At 41.4% G+C, this 15,476-nt stretch carries 14 protein-coding genes; 7 read left to right on the forward strand and 7 right to left on the reverse strand.

Annotated features, from left to right (window positions below; all coding sequences use genetic code 11):
* The first annotated feature begins 261 nt into the window (after window positions 1-261).
* The gene (locus HG263_RS13140; RefSeq protein WP_171626543.1) at window positions 262-765 is read left to right on the forward strand and encodes a hypothetical protein; all 504 of its coding nucleotides are present in this window, start codon (window positions 262-264) and stop codon (window positions 763-765) included.
* A 234-nt stretch (window positions 766-999) separates the two neighbouring features.
* Here the strand turns inward: HG263_RS13140 and HG263_RS13145 are convergent, their stop codons facing one another.
* Window positions 1,000-2,436: a serine hydrolase domain-containing protein gene (locus HG263_RS13145; RefSeq protein ID WP_171626544.1), complete on the reverse strand. Its 1,437-nt coding sequence runs from the start codon at window positions 2,434-2,436 to the stop codon at window positions 1,000-1,002.
* A gap of 254 nt (window positions 2,437-2,690) precedes the next feature.
* Here HG263_RS13145 and HG263_RS13150 point away from each other — a divergent pair, with 254 nt between their 5' ends.
* On the forward strand, window positions 2,691-4,679 hold the full coding sequence (locus HG263_RS13150; RefSeq protein ID WP_171626545.1) for a winged helix-turn-helix domain-containing protein: 1,989 nt from the start codon (window positions 2,691-2,693) through the stop codon (window positions 4,677-4,679).
* A gap of 77 nt (window positions 4,680-4,756) precedes the next feature.
* On the opposite strand, the gene HG263_RS22700 is transcribed toward HG263_RS13150, so the two are convergent.
* Together HG263_RS22700 and HG263_RS13160 are read right to left on the reverse strand one after the other, a co-directional pair.
* Window positions 4,757-6,049, reverse strand: a complete 1,293-nt coding sequence (locus HG263_RS22700) for an ATP-binding protein (RefSeq protein ID WP_171626546.1) — start codon at window positions 6,047-6,049, stop codon at window positions 4,757-4,759.
* Window positions 6,046-6,732 carry a response regulator transcription factor gene (locus tag HG263_RS13160; RefSeq protein ID WP_216628451.1) on the reverse strand — a complete coding sequence of 229 codons (687 nt, stop codon included), beginning with the start codon at window positions 6,730-6,732 and terminating at the stop codon, window positions 6,046-6,048. Before HG263_RS13160 ends, HG263_RS22700 begins: the two co-directional genes overlap by 4 nt.
* Before the next feature lie 174 nt (window positions 6,733-6,906).
* Between HG263_RS13160 and HG263_RS13165 the strand changes: the two genes are divergently transcribed.
* Both HG263_RS13165 and HG263_RS13170 read left to right on the forward strand, forming a co-directional pair.
* Complete coding sequence (locus HG263_RS13165) at window positions 6,907-7,311, forward strand: hypothetical protein (protein ID WP_171626547.1); 405 nt, start codon at window positions 6,907-6,909, stop codon at window positions 7,309-7,311.
* 40 nt (window positions 7,312-7,351) lie between these two features.
* Entirely contained in the window at window positions 7,352-8,566 is a 1,215-nt protein-coding gene (locus HG263_RS13170; protein WP_171626548.1) for a DUF2268 domain-containing putative Zn-dependent protease, read from the forward strand.
* Between the two features lie 43 nt (window positions 8,567-8,609).
* Here the strand turns inward: HG263_RS13170 and HG263_RS13175 are convergent, their stop codons facing one another.
* The gene (locus HG263_RS13175; protein ID WP_171626549.1) at window positions 8,610-9,437 is read right to left on the reverse strand and encodes an AraC family transcriptional regulator; all 828 of its coding nucleotides are present in this window, start codon (window positions 9,435-9,437) and stop codon (window positions 8,610-8,612) included.
* A gap of 139 nt (window positions 9,438-9,576) precedes the next feature.
* On the opposite strand from HG263_RS13175, the gene HG263_RS13180 reads away from it, so the two are divergent.
* The 3 genes from HG263_RS13180 (at window position 9,577) to HG263_RS13190 (ending at window position 11,481) form a co-directional block, all read left to right on the forward strand.
* Window positions 9,577-10,506 (forward strand): alpha/beta fold hydrolase, encoded by a 930-nt coding sequence (locus tag HG263_RS13180; RefSeq protein ID WP_171626550.1) that lies wholly within the window; start codon window positions 9,577-9,579, stop codon window positions 10,504-10,506.
* Between the two features lie 178 nt (window positions 10,507-10,684).
* Window positions 10,685-10,939 carry a hypothetical protein gene (locus tag HG263_RS13185; protein ID WP_171626551.1) on the forward strand — a complete coding sequence of 85 codons (255 nt, stop codon included), beginning with the start codon at window positions 10,685-10,687 and terminating at the stop codon, window positions 10,937-10,939.
* A 233-nt stretch (window positions 10,940-11,172) separates the two neighbouring features.
* Window positions 11,173-11,481 carry a hypothetical protein gene (locus tag HG263_RS13190; RefSeq protein WP_171626552.1) on the forward strand — a complete coding sequence of 103 codons (309 nt, stop codon included), beginning with the start codon at window positions 11,173-11,175 and terminating at the stop codon, window positions 11,479-11,481.
* Between the two features lie 141 nt (window positions 11,482-11,622).
* Here HG263_RS13190 and HG263_RS13195 read toward each other — a convergent pair whose 3' ends face one another.
* The 3 genes from HG263_RS13195 to HG263_RS13205 are packed head-to-tail and all read right to left on the reverse strand — an operon-like array spanning window position 11,623 to window position 15,151.
* Window positions 11,623-12,015 (reverse strand): DUF4440 domain-containing protein, encoded by a 393-nt coding sequence (locus tag HG263_RS13195; protein WP_171626553.1) that lies wholly within the window; start codon window positions 12,013-12,015, stop codon window positions 11,623-11,625.
* A gap of 45 nt (window positions 12,016-12,060) precedes the next feature.
* Window positions 12,061-13,923: a tetratricopeptide repeat protein gene (locus tag HG263_RS13200; protein WP_171626554.1), complete on the reverse strand. Its 1,863-nt coding sequence runs from the start codon at window positions 13,921-13,923 to the stop codon at window positions 12,061-12,063.
* Window positions 13,907-15,151: a hypothetical protein gene (locus HG263_RS13205; protein ID WP_171626555.1), complete on the reverse strand. Its 1,245-nt coding sequence runs from the start codon at window positions 15,149-15,151 to the stop codon at window positions 13,907-13,909. The genes HG263_RS13200 and HG263_RS13205 overlap by 17 nt, the downstream gene beginning before the upstream one ends.
* Window positions 15,152-15,476: the final 325 nt, after the last annotated feature.

The raw sequence follows: 15,476 nt of genomic DNA on the forward strand, positions 1-15,476 counted from the left end.
GTGATAAGCCCGTTAGGAAGCCAGCTGTGTCTACAGATACCGGCTTCCTGACAAGGGTCAGGCTCTCTTAAGCGAATAGCATTTCCCTTTTGACAGCCCTCTTTCAAAAAGCTAGATGATTGATAATAAAAGCCATAGGGTAGCAATTTTTGAGCAATGTTTATTAAAGCACAATTGACTCATCAAATTTTCTCCAAAATACACGTTAGAAAAGTTGCAAATTGAAACACAACTGCTGTACTTTATCTAAAGGGAGACGTTATGCACACTTTACTTAACTCATTATTTATCGCCTCGACGATTATATCGCTACATGCAACAGCAGCAGTTGTTGATACCACTAGTAGCGAAGCAAAGTATTCTTTTGAAGGCACTGTAGAACCTATGTGTAAAACAAGTAGTGGCTCAAACAGTGTGGCTGGCTTAACCCTAGATGCGTCACAAACAACCCAAGAAATTGGCACGTTAGATGTTTGGTGCAATACCAATGACAACGCAACCACTGAATATAGCTCTGCTAATGGCGGTTATTTAGTTGCAGATAACAGCCTTGGTAGCAAATTGGCGTACACACTTAGCGTGGGTGATAAAACAGGTATTGATTTACAAGCAGGCACCTATACCCATGAAAAAGCCACCTCTGCGGGCACTGGTGATGCGGGGGAAACTAAATCAACACTACTGAAAATTACCCCTTTGTCTAACGGACTGAATGAATCAGGCACCTACTCAGATACAATTACTGTCACAGTCAGAGCTAACTAAAAACTTAATCAACTTCAGACTATTAGATAAGAGTTTTAAGATAAGCAATGCTTTTAAACTGACGAAACGAGCAATCTAATGAGCATTTTTGTTCAATATCAAAACGCTGTTATGCAGTAATAGCTGACTATTACTGCATAAATGCAACACACAGAATGGGCTAATTCGCTTATCTGGAGCTGCGGTTAACTACCACCGCCGTATTACATCTCTTTGCAATAAAAAACTCTAAGTTTAGAGCGCTTGCATAAGCTTGTTCATCGTAAAAACAATCGGTTCGGCAGCGTTGGGGCTGTTACCAAGAACCGCCAGTATGTAGCCCTTATCACGATAAATATTAAGCTGCGCACTCATTCCCAAATGACTACCGTTGTGCCCGATAATTTGGTTGCCCTGCTCACCTCGAACAGAAAATCCATAACCATAATTTGGTGATTTTAACTGTGGCTTAGCTGAGGTTGCTTCGCCAGTTAGCGCAGGACTCAATAGTGTGTTGTTTAGCAATGCAACTGCAAAATGATGTAAATCTGCCACCGTTGAATACCCACCACCTGCCGGCCCCCCTTTTACGGATTGCATCATTAGATTTTCTGTGATGTTTTTTGTTTCAACTGAATACCAATAGTTTCGTGCGGTATTTTTTACTGGCACATCAATGTCGAAGCTACCTGAGTTATTCATACCTGCTGCTGTGTAGACGTGTTGATCGACAAAATCATAGTAACTCTGCTTAGAGACAGCCTCTATCACATGACCAAGCATACGCATGCCCGTACTGCTATATTGCCATTGGCTACCTGGGGCAAAATTGAGTTTCATATTTTTGTATAACGGCAGTGTCTCTTGCAGCTTTCTTATGGTTGTTTGACGCTCTGCAAACCCAGGGATCTCACCCAGCCCTGAGGTGTGGGTTAATAATTGCTGTAAGGTGATCTTATCAAAGTCACCTGCGCCAAAATATTGCCTATCGACGTAACGAGTAAGCTTATCACTTAAAGAAAGCTTTTTAGCTTCCACTAATTTCATAATTGCAATACTAGTGAACATTTTGTTCATTGAGCCAATTTGAAACTTGGTGTCTAAGTTGTTTTTCACATCATAACGTCTTGATGCTAAGCCATATGCCTTGGCAAACAATACCTCTTCATTTTTAGCAAATAGCACGGTGCCCGAAAATACGCCTCTTTGCGCTAGGTCATCAGTAAGTTGGCGCAGAGTAGTCAGTATCGCTGACTCCGACACAGCATCTATCGAATGCTCTCCTAAATCTGTTGGTCTCATATACCAGCCACTGATTTTATTGTGTTCATCAATATTTAAGACTAATGAATACTCTAACCCAGTATTTAGTGATAGCACTTTAGATGCTAGTCGTGTTCGTGAGTCTGATAAAACACGTTCAGTATTTTGTAGCTTAAGCGTATTGTGTAGCAATGCCATATTCATTGTGTAACCAATATAGCGCGTTCTGCCAGAGCCCTCCCAGCGCGTTAAACTTTCATTGGAGAAGTGACTATCAACATACTCTGTGATGGTATCAATATTTTTACTATTGAATGCCTTTACAAATGAACTAACGAGTGGTTCATTATTATCAACTGGTTTGTTTGGTGATTGGGCTATGGCTTTGAACGCCATAAAAATGAATGACAATGTCAGTAAATAACGCATCGTGTTATGTTCCTTCTTTATATTATTATGTAAAGCTCGGTGAACTTACTGACTTAGATAATATTTTAGCTAACCAGAAGCGATGAATTAGTGCTTAAAAAGCCATTAAGAAAAGATTAAGGTGAATAATAATTAGTAGTTACAAGCAGTTAGGTGAGTCTCAGTGCAGCCAATCATTTACCCAAACGTTTTACCTTGAGCAAATCTGTGTAAAGCCACATTCTGGTGAAGTCATCGTCGATGGTAATATTCATGTGCTTGAACCTAAAGTAATGGCAATGCTGATTGTGTTGTGCGAACACGCAAACACTATCATCAGCTCTGAGGATTTATTCAAACGAATTTGGCCACGCTCAATTTACAGTCCTAATTCCGTTAGACGAAACATAGCGTTACTTCGCAAACTGCTATGTGATGAGCAAAAAGCGCTGATAAAAACACACCCTAAACGCGGGTATAGCTTGCAAGGAGCAATCACCTTCGAAGGCCAAAACCCAACGGCTGACATAACAACCCCATTAGGGCATAAAGAAGCAAAAAATAAACCTCTTCACACATGGGTTATTGTAGGTGCAATCATAATGATGATATTCAGTGCACTGTTACTTTTTTGGCTGCCTGATAACAACGTCCGCCAAACTCAAAGCACTGCTGTTAACCTTAAACCCATTACCTCAAGCGCAGCACTTGAGCGCTATATGCGCATCAGCCCAAACCCCAATTACATGGCAATAGTACGTAATGAAGTAGGGCAAAATGCCAAAAGGCACATTTATATTCATAATTTAACTGACAATAAAACATGGCAAGTGACTGACGTAGCCCAGCACTACAGCTATCTTGCTTGGCGAAGTAAAAATGAACTCATCTACTCAACTAGAACAGCGACCGGGGTAGAGTTTGGCCTGCTTTCACTTGATGATAACTACCAGTTATCAAGGCACACCATACTGTTTAAGCGTAGCGATATTGATTGGAGCAGCACATTCTTTATCGACAATAACAATAACTTACTTTACCTTGCAAACCACAATGCCTCTGAGCATAGCCGTAATGTTACGCTGTACAAGCACAACCTTACCTCAGGTGAAGTCACCACCTTATTAGCACCCAATGATAATTTTAAGCCTTATAAAATAAGCCTATCCGAAGATAAAAACACCCTCGCGATGGTGGGCTTTAATAAACAGTCAAAGTCGGTTGTACAGCAATTAGATTTACAAAGCGCGCAACTTAAACAAATTAGAGAGCTTGATAATAATTGGTACTTTTTAACCTGGCATAAGCAAAAGGAATCGTTGTTATTGAGTAATGGTCGCCAGCTTTTTGAGCTTAAGTTGAATGGCCTTTGGCGCGCTTTAAATTATAGTAACTATTACTTTTTACTATATATTCAAAAGGTTAAAGATAAACTGTATTTTATCGAAAAACGTGCCGACGAAGACATTTACCTAGTAAATCAAAATGACTTAAATAATATCAAAACTATCAGTGACACCAATGCGCTAGATAACGACGCCTCTCTTTCGCCCGACGAAACCCATATTGCTTACATATCAACCCGCAATGGCTTTTCGCAACTGTATTTAAAAAATTTAGCGCTAAATACTGAACACCTTATTTTTGATAATCCAAACGAAGAGCTCTCGCTCGCGCCCCCTATTTGGCATAGCAATAATCAACAACTCATTAGTGCATTGAACAACCGCCCCTTTGTTATTACGCTCACCGAGAGCAAAGCTCAAGTCACTTGGCTTGAAGACATTATTGGCAGCCCTATCGCTTGGTTAGGTAACAGCAATACCTTTGTGTTTATTGATAAATCATCACAAGGTGACTTTATTTATGAATACAATTTAGATAATGCAAAAAAGCAGTCGCTTCAACAGCGGTTGGATGGGCGGCAACTGATAGTTAATAATAAAAATCAGTTAATTGTCGCAACTAAAAATGCCATTGAGAACATTAGTACCAAAATGCAAATTGTTAATACTACTGCGCAAAACATTCGTTTATTCCCAGTGAAAACAGGTTTTTACTATAGAACGATTGAAGCTGACCGCTATCAACTGGCTTTTTATGATTATAAAACAAACCAAATCATCCACGATCCCAGTCTAGAGCAACTTTGCCAACAGTTTTGTACCAATCTTGAAGCGATCTCTGAGCACTACTTTGTTACCTCACAAAAAAGTAGTCAAGCAGATATTGTATCGCTCGATATCGTACCGCCACAGAATTGATTTGTTTGTATCTAAACATACAAAGGTCTTGTTTTTACAAAAGGAGTCGTTGCCAATTTATTAGGGTTTAAGCAGCACTATGATTGGCAAACTGGCAAGATAACAACAAAGCGAGTACCTTGACCTAGCTCGCTTTCTACCTCTATTGAACCACCGTGAGCTTCAACAATGCTTTTACACAAACAAAGACCAAGCCCAATTCCTTTTGCGTCTCGATATGCTACCTTATTGACACTATAAAATGGTTCGAATAAATGACGCTGCGCGGCCTTAGAAATACCTTGACCTTGATCAGCAACCACTAAAGTTAAGTTATGATCATCGGCCGTTATTTCAAGCCGACATTCAACGTCATCACTATTATGTTTCAAAGCATTATTTAATAAATTACGGATTAAAAACTTAAAGCGCCCTACATCAACGCTCAGTACCACATCTGGCACCTCACCTATCAACTGTATACGTTGAAATAAAACAGACTCAGCCAATAAGTCATCTATCAGTGCTGGTAGATAATTATTAGTTAAATGTAACGCTTGGTGTCCCGCTCGTAACCTTTCACCTTCCACGAGTTGTTCAATCAGCTGCTCCATATGCTGAATATCTTGTGCGATTTTTTTTGTGTGCTTGTCTTTGCAACTCATTGCTAAAGACACCTGCATACGCGCCAATGGCGTCCTTAATTCATGGCTTACTGCCAGCAATAACTCGTTTTTGGCTTCAAACATTACATTTAAGTCTTCAATCATTTTATTGACGCCTTGTATGAGCTCTGCAAACTCATTGTTTGGTATGCGCTTAATACCTCGCGTGAAGTCTCCTTTTGAAACCTGTTTTACAACCATAAACATATCCATCAGTGGCGTTAACCAATAGCGCAACATCGCATAGCTTGCACATAGAATGACAATAGCCAGTAGCCAAGGCCAATACACCGTCCACTTTGAATAAACCAAAAGATTAAAAAGTGTTGATGTAATCGCTATCCAGCCATCAGGTAGCTGATAAAGTAAGTAGTATTTAGATTGATATTTGGCGTAAAAAACAGCCTTAAAGGGATGAGCATGTTCAACCAAGGCGGCAATATTAGGAAAGTCAGTATTATTACTAAAGCGCTGACCTTGCCTTTCAATGGCTATATCCCCCTTTATTTGTTCTGCATATTGATGAATTTGGTAGTGTTGTATAGGTGTCGACTCGATGTTTTTGAAAAACGCCTGCATTGCACTGTATCTCAGGTCAAGCTGCTTTAGCGCCTGCTCCTCACTCATAACAAAATACGCAGCAACAAAACAAAGCCCTAATAGAATTGTGGTTGCACTAAATAACGCAAAAAAACGACTAAACAGGCCAACTTTTGGATAGTTCACAGCCTCTTACCTACAAAACAGTAGCCCATATTGCGTATCGTTTTGATATATTTAGGGCTTTGGGCAGAGTCTTTTAGTTTGTTTCTTAATCGGCTCAACAATATATCTACGGAACGACTATAAACATCAGACCCCATGCCCTTTAGCTCGTTGAGTAACTCATCGCGGCTATAAATACGGCCGGGGTTGCCAGCGAGCAGTCTTAACAACCTAAATTCCATTCCTGTAATATCGATTTCCTGCCCATCAAGCACCAACTTATGATGTTCAGGGTAAATATCTAACCCTAAGAATGACCATTTGAGCTCCTTTTTGGTCCGAGTGTTACCGCGCCGTAATAACACATTGATCCTAGCAACTAATTCTCTTGGTTCAAAAGGCTTCGCTAAATAGTCATCAGCGCCTATCTCAAGACCTAATACTTTGTCTGTTAATTCGCCTCTGGCTGTAAGCATAATAATTGGTGTGTCGTATTGCTCTCGGATATCTTTGCACACGGTAAAGCCATCTTTTTCAGGTAGCATGACATCTAGCAGTACTAAATCTGGGTTGTGCTGTGCCAATGCAGTCAGCCCTTTTGATGGCGTACCACAGGTAAGTAACGCGATGTCATACTGCGCAACATACTCCTGCAGCCGCGTACATAATGCTGGGTCGTCATCAATCATCAATACTGTTTTCACCGAATTTCCTTAGCGCGTACACGTTTGTTCCAGTTCATAATAACAGCCTAGCAGCCAGCTCTCACTAAATGTTACGTTTCGTTACATAGCGTTGCCACACAGAAAAGTAACTTTTATTCATTGGTGTATCTTTATTAACACAAAACAGCACACCATCCAAAATAAGGCACGAAAATGAAAAAACCTCTTTTTATACTTGCAGCCATATCTTTACTGAGCTTAAGCACCTTTAGTGCGCCACCTGCAAATGCCAACGAAGATTTGATGAAACTACTGCTTAAAACGCAAAATTTGTCTGAACAACAAGCCACCCTTGCATTACATGCTGCTATGTCGGTAAAGCTTTTTGGCGAAACAATACAAGCCGACAAAGCCCGAGCACAAACCTACATGCTTGGCCTTATTCAGAGCGATAATATGGACGTTGACTACATGATAAGGTCCTATAGAGATTGGCAGACACAAGTGGACAGTAAAGTAGAAAACATGCTTAACAGCCTTGCAGCTTTACACTCTCAATTAGACCCAGAGCAACGCCAACAACTATTTGAAACACTGCAAAAATTAGCTCAGCAATAGGCTGCACCTCATTCATTACTGCCACCTCAGAGGTAACCTTATGGCTTTATTCAACTTAAAACACACACACTTGCAATGCATTATCAGCACAATAACGTTGGCGCTCGCCGCTGTTACAATGTTAATCAGCTCAAATAGCACCGCTAACGAAAAAATACAATCAAAACATGGTGTTACAATTAACTTTGACAGCAACACTACACAAGCGCTCACCCAGCAACAGAAAAAAACGCTCACCAGCACAGTGTTTAGCATCACCAAACATAGTAAAGCGTTATTACCTCAATTCCCTCAACAAGTAACTGTTAATATTGCCCTCGTTGACAAAGACTTAGATAAAGTGGGCGGGGTGTCGGGTATTGCCCAAACGCCAACGTCCATCAACCTTGATATCGCAAAAATGTACACAAAAGGGATAAACGAAGCGATTGCTAAAGGTGTAAAAAATACGCTGTATCATGAGTATCATCACCTAGCAAGAGGCTGGACAATTGAAGAAAACAGATTTGGCCCTGGAATTGCAATTGCCGCTGCAAACGAAGGACTAGCAACGGTTTTTGCTGAGCAGTACAGTGGTATACAAGATAGCTGGCTTCATTACCCAAACAGCGTCTCTGAATGGGTTAGAGAAATTATCAACTTACCTGACAATGCCCCCTATGACATTTGGATGATGGGTAAACACCCTGACGGTAGAGAAAATATAGGCTATAAAGCAGGCACTTATATCGTTCATCAAGCCATTAAAAACTCTGGCTTGTCTGTACTTGAGTTAAGCAAGCTATCGCCATTTGAGATCTTAGATTTATCAGGGGAAATTAAAAACCACAGCACTAGCTTAGAAAAACTGGCCGACTTTTACGCCAAAAACCAGCTAACCGAAGATGCCATCAATACCTACAAAAGAGCAATAAATGCGCTCGAAAGTAGCAACCCGACTGTTGAAGCGCGCTACCAAAAAAAGATTGATTTGCTAGTAAACCCAATTGTAATAAGCAAACAACAACAGCAAAGTTATACCGGTGAATATTCATCTGAGAGATTAAACTTATTCATATTGCTGAGTGAAGATGAGTACAGGTTACAAGTAAAATTACCGGGAAAACCCGCGTTTACGCTGCATCCGGACTCAAAAAGCACCTTTTTTATCTATGAAGCTGACGTAAAGTTTGAATTTGTAAAACAACCTGATCTACCAACATACAAACTAATCGCCAACATATTTGGCCAAAGGTTTGAATTAAATAAAAGCTAATTTGTTGCGTTTATTAGCGCCTTAACACCTTTTTTATAAGGCGCTATGACCTGCTTTGTATAAGCCATTGCCTTGGTGACATACCACTTTGCACTTTAAAGGCGCGCGACAATGCTGCCTCACTTTTATAGCCTGCTTCTTCAGCGATTAACTTAAGTGGCATACCATTTTTTAGCCATTTTTGTACTAAACCTATGCGCCAACTTTGTAGGTACTTTGCAGGCGTTTCGCCGATTGTTTCACGAAATAAATTGGAAAATACACTACGAGACATATGCGCCTCAGACGCTAAGCTCTCAACGGTCCAATCTACCTCAGGCTTTTCATGCATCGCTACAATGGCCCTGCGCAGATTTTGGTGAGCTAGCCCCGCCAACATACCAACTTTTATCACTTGGTTTTCCATCAACTCTCTAAGTAGTTGAACTAAAAACACCTCCACAAGCCTATCGAGCAACACTTGACGGCCGCAGTAACAAGCCTCGGCCTCTTCAAATAACAGTGATAAGACCTGTTCGCAATTGGGTAATGATGTCAGCGGCAAGCACAAACTATCGGGCAGCGCATTAGCGATGGGGTTTACATCACTCCCCTCAAACGACACATTGGCACATAAAAACTGTGCTTGCGAATCTTGCGCAATCACAAAATGCCGTTTAAGCGGACGTGGATAAAACAACAAACTCGGCTCAGTAATACGATATGCCTTAATGCGACCATGCCACACCTCCACGCTACCTTTTCGAATTAGATGCAATTGCCCATAAGATACATCGGTTACAACAGGGTTAGTACCACATAACGGACCAGACTGAAAGGTATGCGCACTTAACGAAAAGTGCTCAAACAAAGAAGCGAGGCGATCTACCATAAAATACGATCTGCAATGTTTTTAAGAGTATCTGTAATAAATAGTATCGCAAAGGGGTGCACAATAACACCCATCAACAGAGTAAAGAAACAAAGCGCACAATAAGCGAAAATACCATTAAATGCATTGGAGATAGATTATGAAAAACCTCACGACCTTAGTAAAAGCCACGATTTTAAGCAGCATATTGGCATTATCTAGCGCAGCAGCACATGCTGATACCTTTAACCGCACCGCAAGCACCATAACCACCAGCGATAACGTGCAGCTATATTATAAAGATTGGGGCCCCAAAGATGGCGAAGTGGTGACTTTCAGTCACGGCTGGCCGCTAAGTTCAGACAGCTGGGAATCGCAAATGCAATTTTTGGCTGACAAAGGCTATCGCGTCATTGCCCATGACCGCCGCGGTCACGGCCGCTCAAGCCAGCCTTGGGAAGGCAACGACATGGACCATTATGCTGACGACTTAGCAGCCGTGCTTGACGCATTAAAATTAGACAAAGTCACATTAGTTGGCTTTTCAACTGGCGGCGGTGAAGTAGCCCGCTATATTGGCCGTCATGGTACAAAGCACGTAAATAAAGTTGCTTTAGTAAGCGCAGTAACGCCCTTAATGGTAAAAACCGATACCAACCCAAATGGCATAGAAAAAGCGCTATTTGATGGCATTCGCAAAGCATCCAACGACAACCGCTCACAGTTATATCTTGATATTGCATCTGGCCCGTTTTACAGCTTTAACCGACCAGAGGCAAAGGTATCACAAGGCTTAATTCAATCATTCTGGAGACAAGGCATGATGGGCGGCGCGAAAAATACCTATGATTCAATCGCAGCGTTTTCGGCTACCGATTTTCGCCCAGATTTAGCGAAAATTGATGTACCAACCCTCGTGATACACGGTGATGATGACCAAGTGGTCCCAATTGAAGTCTCGGGTGAAGTATCAGCCAAGTTAATTAAAGGTTCAAAGTTCATCATCTACAAAGGCGCACCACACGGCCTTGCAGATACCCATAAAGAGAGACTAAATCAAGACCTACTTAACTTCTTGCAAGAGAAATAAGCCTTCTTAAAACAACAAAACCGGAACCTGCTCCGGTTTTTCCCACAGATACTTCTACCGATAATATTTTCAGGTTTTTCGCGCGTACCACTTGTATTTTTTTTATTCAAACATATTAATAAAATCAGCTCATTTTGCGGTAGGGCTATTCCTTTTAACTTTATTCTTAGGGGTAGTTATGACAGAAACTGTCAAAGTAAAAAATGCATTCACTTTATTTTCATCTAATGTAGGTCAAGAGGTTGAAGCCAACACTTTAGAGAAAAAGATAGGCTGGAAAAAAAGTACTATAAACACATATTTCAATAAAAAATGGAAAGGCCAAATACTCACCAAAGTCAGACCTGGTGTATATAAGGTAGTAATGGATGCTAATATGAACTTTGATACTTTCTCTGACTTACATACACAAGTAGATAAAGGGGTTAGATAATTCAAGCAATGCAAAGACTCTAGCTGTAACTTTTTATTTGAGCTTAATTCGTTATCGAACAAAATATTGTCGGATGATTGCGGGCTACGCAGTTGTCCGCCAACCGTTAACACCATATAACCTTGGACGGTTCTTTTGCTCTAACTCCTCGCGCTTTTTCAACTTTCCACATCTTTAAGCACTCGGGTATAATCCCCTTTGTCGCTATATTTAGCCATTAATTTGGACCATCCATGAAAAAGCTCTCGAAAGTTCAACAAAAACAACAAGCACTGGTACTCAATGTTGCCGATATGCTCGAACAGCAAGCACGCAGTGAGATCCCCGGCATGGTGCAATGTTGGTTTGATGTGGAGTATCACCTATTCCCCGGCTCCCTACTTTTGTGTTTTCAATTTGAAGATGAACAAACTTTAGAAGCAGCAAAACCCGACTTACTCAAATGGCAAAAACGTTTAAGCGCAGCCATGCTTAAAAAGGGCGTGATTTTAAAAGATATGCGTAAGCACCTCACCTTTACCCTGCAAGGGCCAGAGGATTAAGATGGTATTGTAAGTGAGGGTTTAATCCGAGTAATAATATTCAGGTGGAACGCTTATCTGCGAGCAAAAAGAGGTTAATCGCCAAAAGTGAAACAGGGAGTAGACGACTTATCTCCCCCTGTTTGTTCGAGCGATTGGTGTTTAGCGGATTGCCGTAAATTGCGCTGAAACTATCTTCCAGCTGCCTTCTATTTTAGATATAACCCATGTGCCACGCATAGAAAATTGCTTTTCCTGCCCATCGGGTAGTGCCATTGAATAAGCAAGCTTGCCTATCACAACAGCGGTATATCCATACACACGAACTTGTGGTTCTTCCAAGCTTACTTGCGGTCCAGGGCGTTTATGTTCAGGCGCGTAAAAACCAAGCATCTTATCTCGAGAGTCAACCTCGCCTGCCGGAGATACTTCCATATAACTGTCATCCGTCACCAACTTAAGCGTTTCAACATCAAACTGTGTTTGCGCTGTAAGCTGTTCACTGACTAACCCCAACAATACAGACTCAGTCTCCTTACAGTTTGTATAAGTCACCTGTACTCTCCTTAAGTTATAACGATTATTATTAAAAGCAATTACCTAGGCCATTTCTGGTTCAGCAACACGAGCCAAATCAGCTTGCGCTTCGCTTAGCTTGCCCATTACTTTATATATTTCCGCTCGATTTTCATAATGAGAAAGATTATCTGGCTCCAGCTCGATAGCGCGATCCATATCGCGTAAAGCTGCTTCATAGTTTTCTCTTTCATAGTGAATAACCGCTCTGTTGACCCTTGCGGTCGCAGAATCATCCGGCATTGCGATTGCACGAGAGTAATCCTCAAAGGCCTTGTCATTCTCATCCAAGCCAGAAAAAACATCACCTCGTACTAAATAAACATCTTGTTGATACGGTGATAATTCTAAACTGCGCGAGAAACTCACCAGCGCCTCTTGCCATTGTTCAAGAAACACATGACACATTCCTTTATTAGAATATACCTCTGAATATGGCGCACTGTATTTAATTGCCGACTCATACATACCGATTGCGTCACTATACCGACCAAGGCGCTGTAGCAAGTTACCTATTTCGTTGTAATACTCCGAATAGTAAGGGTCCATTTCTACTGCTTCTTTGTAAAACTTAAGCGCTTCCTCATTTTTGCCCAGCATGGTGTAAACCTGTGCTGAGTTATAAAGCAATACAGAACGGTGTAACTTATGAGCGTCGTCCCCTAGTTTTTCAGTCAAGAACTGAAACCCGCTGTAACATAGTTGCAATGCCTCTTCATTTTTCCCCTGTCGCACCCGAAGAAAGGCCAACCCGTTATCAATAAACACACTTAGGAAGTCATGTTCCAGATCACTAATGCTTCCCTTTGCCGCGGCGATTTCTTGTTGTGCTTGCATGATATGGTATTGCGCTTTATCCAGATCTTGATCCTTCAAATAACGCAGGTAGATCATAGACAATAGATAGTGCATTTTAGCCTTCACACCAGGCTCTGTTAGATAAGGTTGCGCATGAGCCAGAATAGTTGCTAGTGCTTCATTCTCTCTGCCAGTTGTTACCATACCTTGGAAAATATTACCTAAATATGACCACCGAGTGATCTGATCTTGTCCAACCAGCTCATCGAGGTATGGCAGTACTCTATCTACAAAACTGGCAGATTCATGATAGTAGCCATAGTGGTTGTATAAACATAAGGCCCTAATTGCCACTTTAGCAACAGATAGTGCATCGCCCGATTGCTCAAACTGCCTTAACATGCATGGAAAAGCGTCTTCCCATGCCATCATATCGTTGGTTGAGATTAAGTGTTCATACAAATCGGCATCAAAAGGGGCTAGCGCTTTAATTAATGTCTCTGGCTGCGAAGGTAAACTATCACCACGTTGAGTAGGTACCAGCCCCATACCGAGGTTAGGTAAGTCAAACGGTAACCTTGTATCTTCGCTAAGTACCAGCACATCAACGTCTGTCATTCTTCGTGCCAATTCAAGAAAAAAACGTGTCGCTAGGTAGTTTGCTTTAGAAAAATCTCTGACAACAATCGCCCACTGCTCTTTCGCAGCTATCGAAGATTTCCACGCCTTTACAACCTCAACCAAGCTGTTAACCATCCGGTAAGCTCGGTCTAACGGAAAGTTTCTGGTTTTTTCAGCCCCCGTGGCCGTGTCGGTCAAGCAGGCATATTTCAAGCCGATTTGCTCACGGTGATCAGCTAGTACCATATACAGTGCGTAATTATGAGTCTCTAAAAACGCCGCATGTTCGGGTTGATTAAGGTGCTTCCATGCCTGTTCGACTAGTTCACTTACACCGCCCCAAACACCATGGCGGGTAAAATCAGCATTCAATTCAAAAACACGATCGATGGACTGGCAATCAGTATGCGCTTTGTTTGCCATCGGAAGGATCTGAAAACAACTTTGGTTATCATCCATTTGCAACATTTTGATTCCTTTTTAGAAAGTTAAAACGCCCTCGCAGCCATAATGTCATACCGCCGCCAAAGACCAAGAATGAGAAAATAAAGAAGGCAACAAGGTCGACCTTTGTCCAAAAATCCACTTGTGCTCCACTGGTTACCGCTTGCCATGCATCGCGAGCATACTGCGCCAGAGCAGGTACGATAATAAGTATCAAGAAGGTGATTGAAACAATACGGCCAATTAACCAAACGCTGGAAAATATTCGCATCGTTTTTAATTGCGTCCCTGTCGTGTCCGTTGGTAAAGAAGCGCCTGCGCGTCCAAAGGTTAAGCGAGACAACCAAGCATTTAGATATGTTCGGGCCTGCTGATCTAAATTGGGGTTATCTGTATAGTTCGACAAAATGTAATAAACATCCGTTTTCAAAAAGAAGTGAAACTGCCAGCTGATCGTGATCAGAATTTGCAATATCAAAGCCTGAAGAATTTGTATCCCTGTACCCTCAACACCATATGAAGTTAGGAAATACAAGGCAATCACAATGCAAGAGATACTAAATAGGTCCACTAACATACCAGCCATCAACGGTAAGTAACGTTTCGATTTCGGCTGACTATAGATACCTGATAAGTCGCATTCAGCAACTATTGTCCAAAGCCGGTTGCCGATACCCAACCTAGGCTCAAGCCCAAGCCGCGAGCCTGCAACCATATGGCCAAATTCATGCAGTAAAGAAACCACTGAAAACGAAAATAGCAGTGTCAGAAAAAACACAGTGAAGTGTTCAGTGATATAAAAAGCACTCAAATTAATTCTTACTTGAGGCTCTGTAATATACAGATATACCGCGCTTGTGAGCGCTAAACAATACAGCAAGACGATGGGCCAAGAGAAAAATAAGCTAGCCACTTTGGGAGACATCCGAAAAACCCAGCGCTTATCCGTTGCCGCAGTTTGTGTTGTATGCGCTTTAATTGCTGATTCAGCATCAGCTTGACTTTTATATAAAAATCCTGCTTCTAGCAAAAACTCAACAAACGACTCAAGGTCAATGTCTTCGTTAAATTCATCTAGGCAAATCTTTTTAATTTGATCCAGTGAATGGCCTTCTTTGAGGCATTCAATAACTCGCACCCCCTCTGTAGGGAGTTGATAAAATTCATCTAAATCAGCATTGCCGACAAGATATTCCTTTCCCTGAGGCTGAATACTAAGGGGGATTAAGTGATAGTTATCAATATTAGTCATGTTTACATCCAGACAATATGAGAAGGGAATTGATGATTAAAAAACGAACTTACTGGCACCGAAGGTGCCAGTAAGTCGTTTAGCGACCGCGTATTACTTGGTCGCTCTACTAGCAATTAGAACGGCCAACACATCCAGATTGGGTACATTGCTACAGCTGTAGTTTTTAGTTTTTGTACTTTCGCAGTATTGATTTTTTTCATGTTACTTTCTCCTTAAAAGGTTTTTTAGTTATGACACACTTTCCTTGTTAGTTTGAACTGCAACTTCAGGCATGTGTCGGTAACAACACTAAAACACCAATGCAACACTGTCAACACTGACC

Origin of the sequence: Pseudoalteromonas caenipelagi (assembly GCF_013140855.1) — a bacterium.
Lineage (GTDB): Bacteria > Pseudomonadota > Gammaproteobacteria > Enterobacterales > Alteromonadaceae > Pseudoalteromonas > Pseudoalteromonas caenipelagi.

Excerpts from the sequence above, each read along its gene's own strand:
- HG263_RS13180 (WP_171626550.1), top strand. The coding sequence starts at position 9,577 with ATGAAAAACCTCACGACCTTAGTAAAAGCCACGATTTTAAGCAGCATA.
- HG263_RS13140 (WP_171626543.1), top strand. The coding sequence starts at position 262 with ATGCACACTTTACTTAACTCATTATTTATCGCCTCGACGATTATATCG.
- HG263_RS13170 (WP_171626548.1), top strand. The coding sequence starts at position 7,352 with ATGGCTTTATTCAACTTAAAACACACACACTTGCAATGCATTATCAGC.
- HG263_RS13190 (WP_171626552.1), top strand. The coding sequence starts at position 11,173 with ATGAAAAAGCTCTCGAAAGTTCAACAAAAACAACAAGCACTGGTACTC.
- HG263_RS13145 (WP_171626544.1), bottom strand. The coding sequence starts at position 2,436 with ATGCGTTATTTACTGACATTGTCATTCATTTTTATGGCGTTCAAAGCC.
- HG263_RS13200 (WP_171626554.1), bottom strand. The coding sequence starts at position 13,923 with ATGTTGCAAATGGATGATAACCAAAGTTGTTTTCAGATCCTTCCGATG.
- HG263_RS13175 (WP_171626549.1), bottom strand. The coding sequence starts at position 9,437 with ATGGTAGATCGCCTCGCTTCTTTGTTTGAGCACTTTTCGTTAAGTGCG.
- HG263_RS13205 (WP_171626555.1), bottom strand. The coding sequence starts at position 15,151 with ATGACTAATATTGATAACTATCACTTAATCCCCCTTAGTATTCAGCCT.
- HG263_RS13165 (WP_171626547.1), top strand. The coding sequence starts at position 6,907 with ATGAAAAAACCTCTTTTTATACTTGCAGCCATATCTTTACTGAGCTTA.
- HG263_RS13185 (WP_171626551.1), top strand. The coding sequence starts at position 10,685 with ATGACAGAAACTGTCAAAGTAAAAAATGCATTCACTTTATTTTCATCT.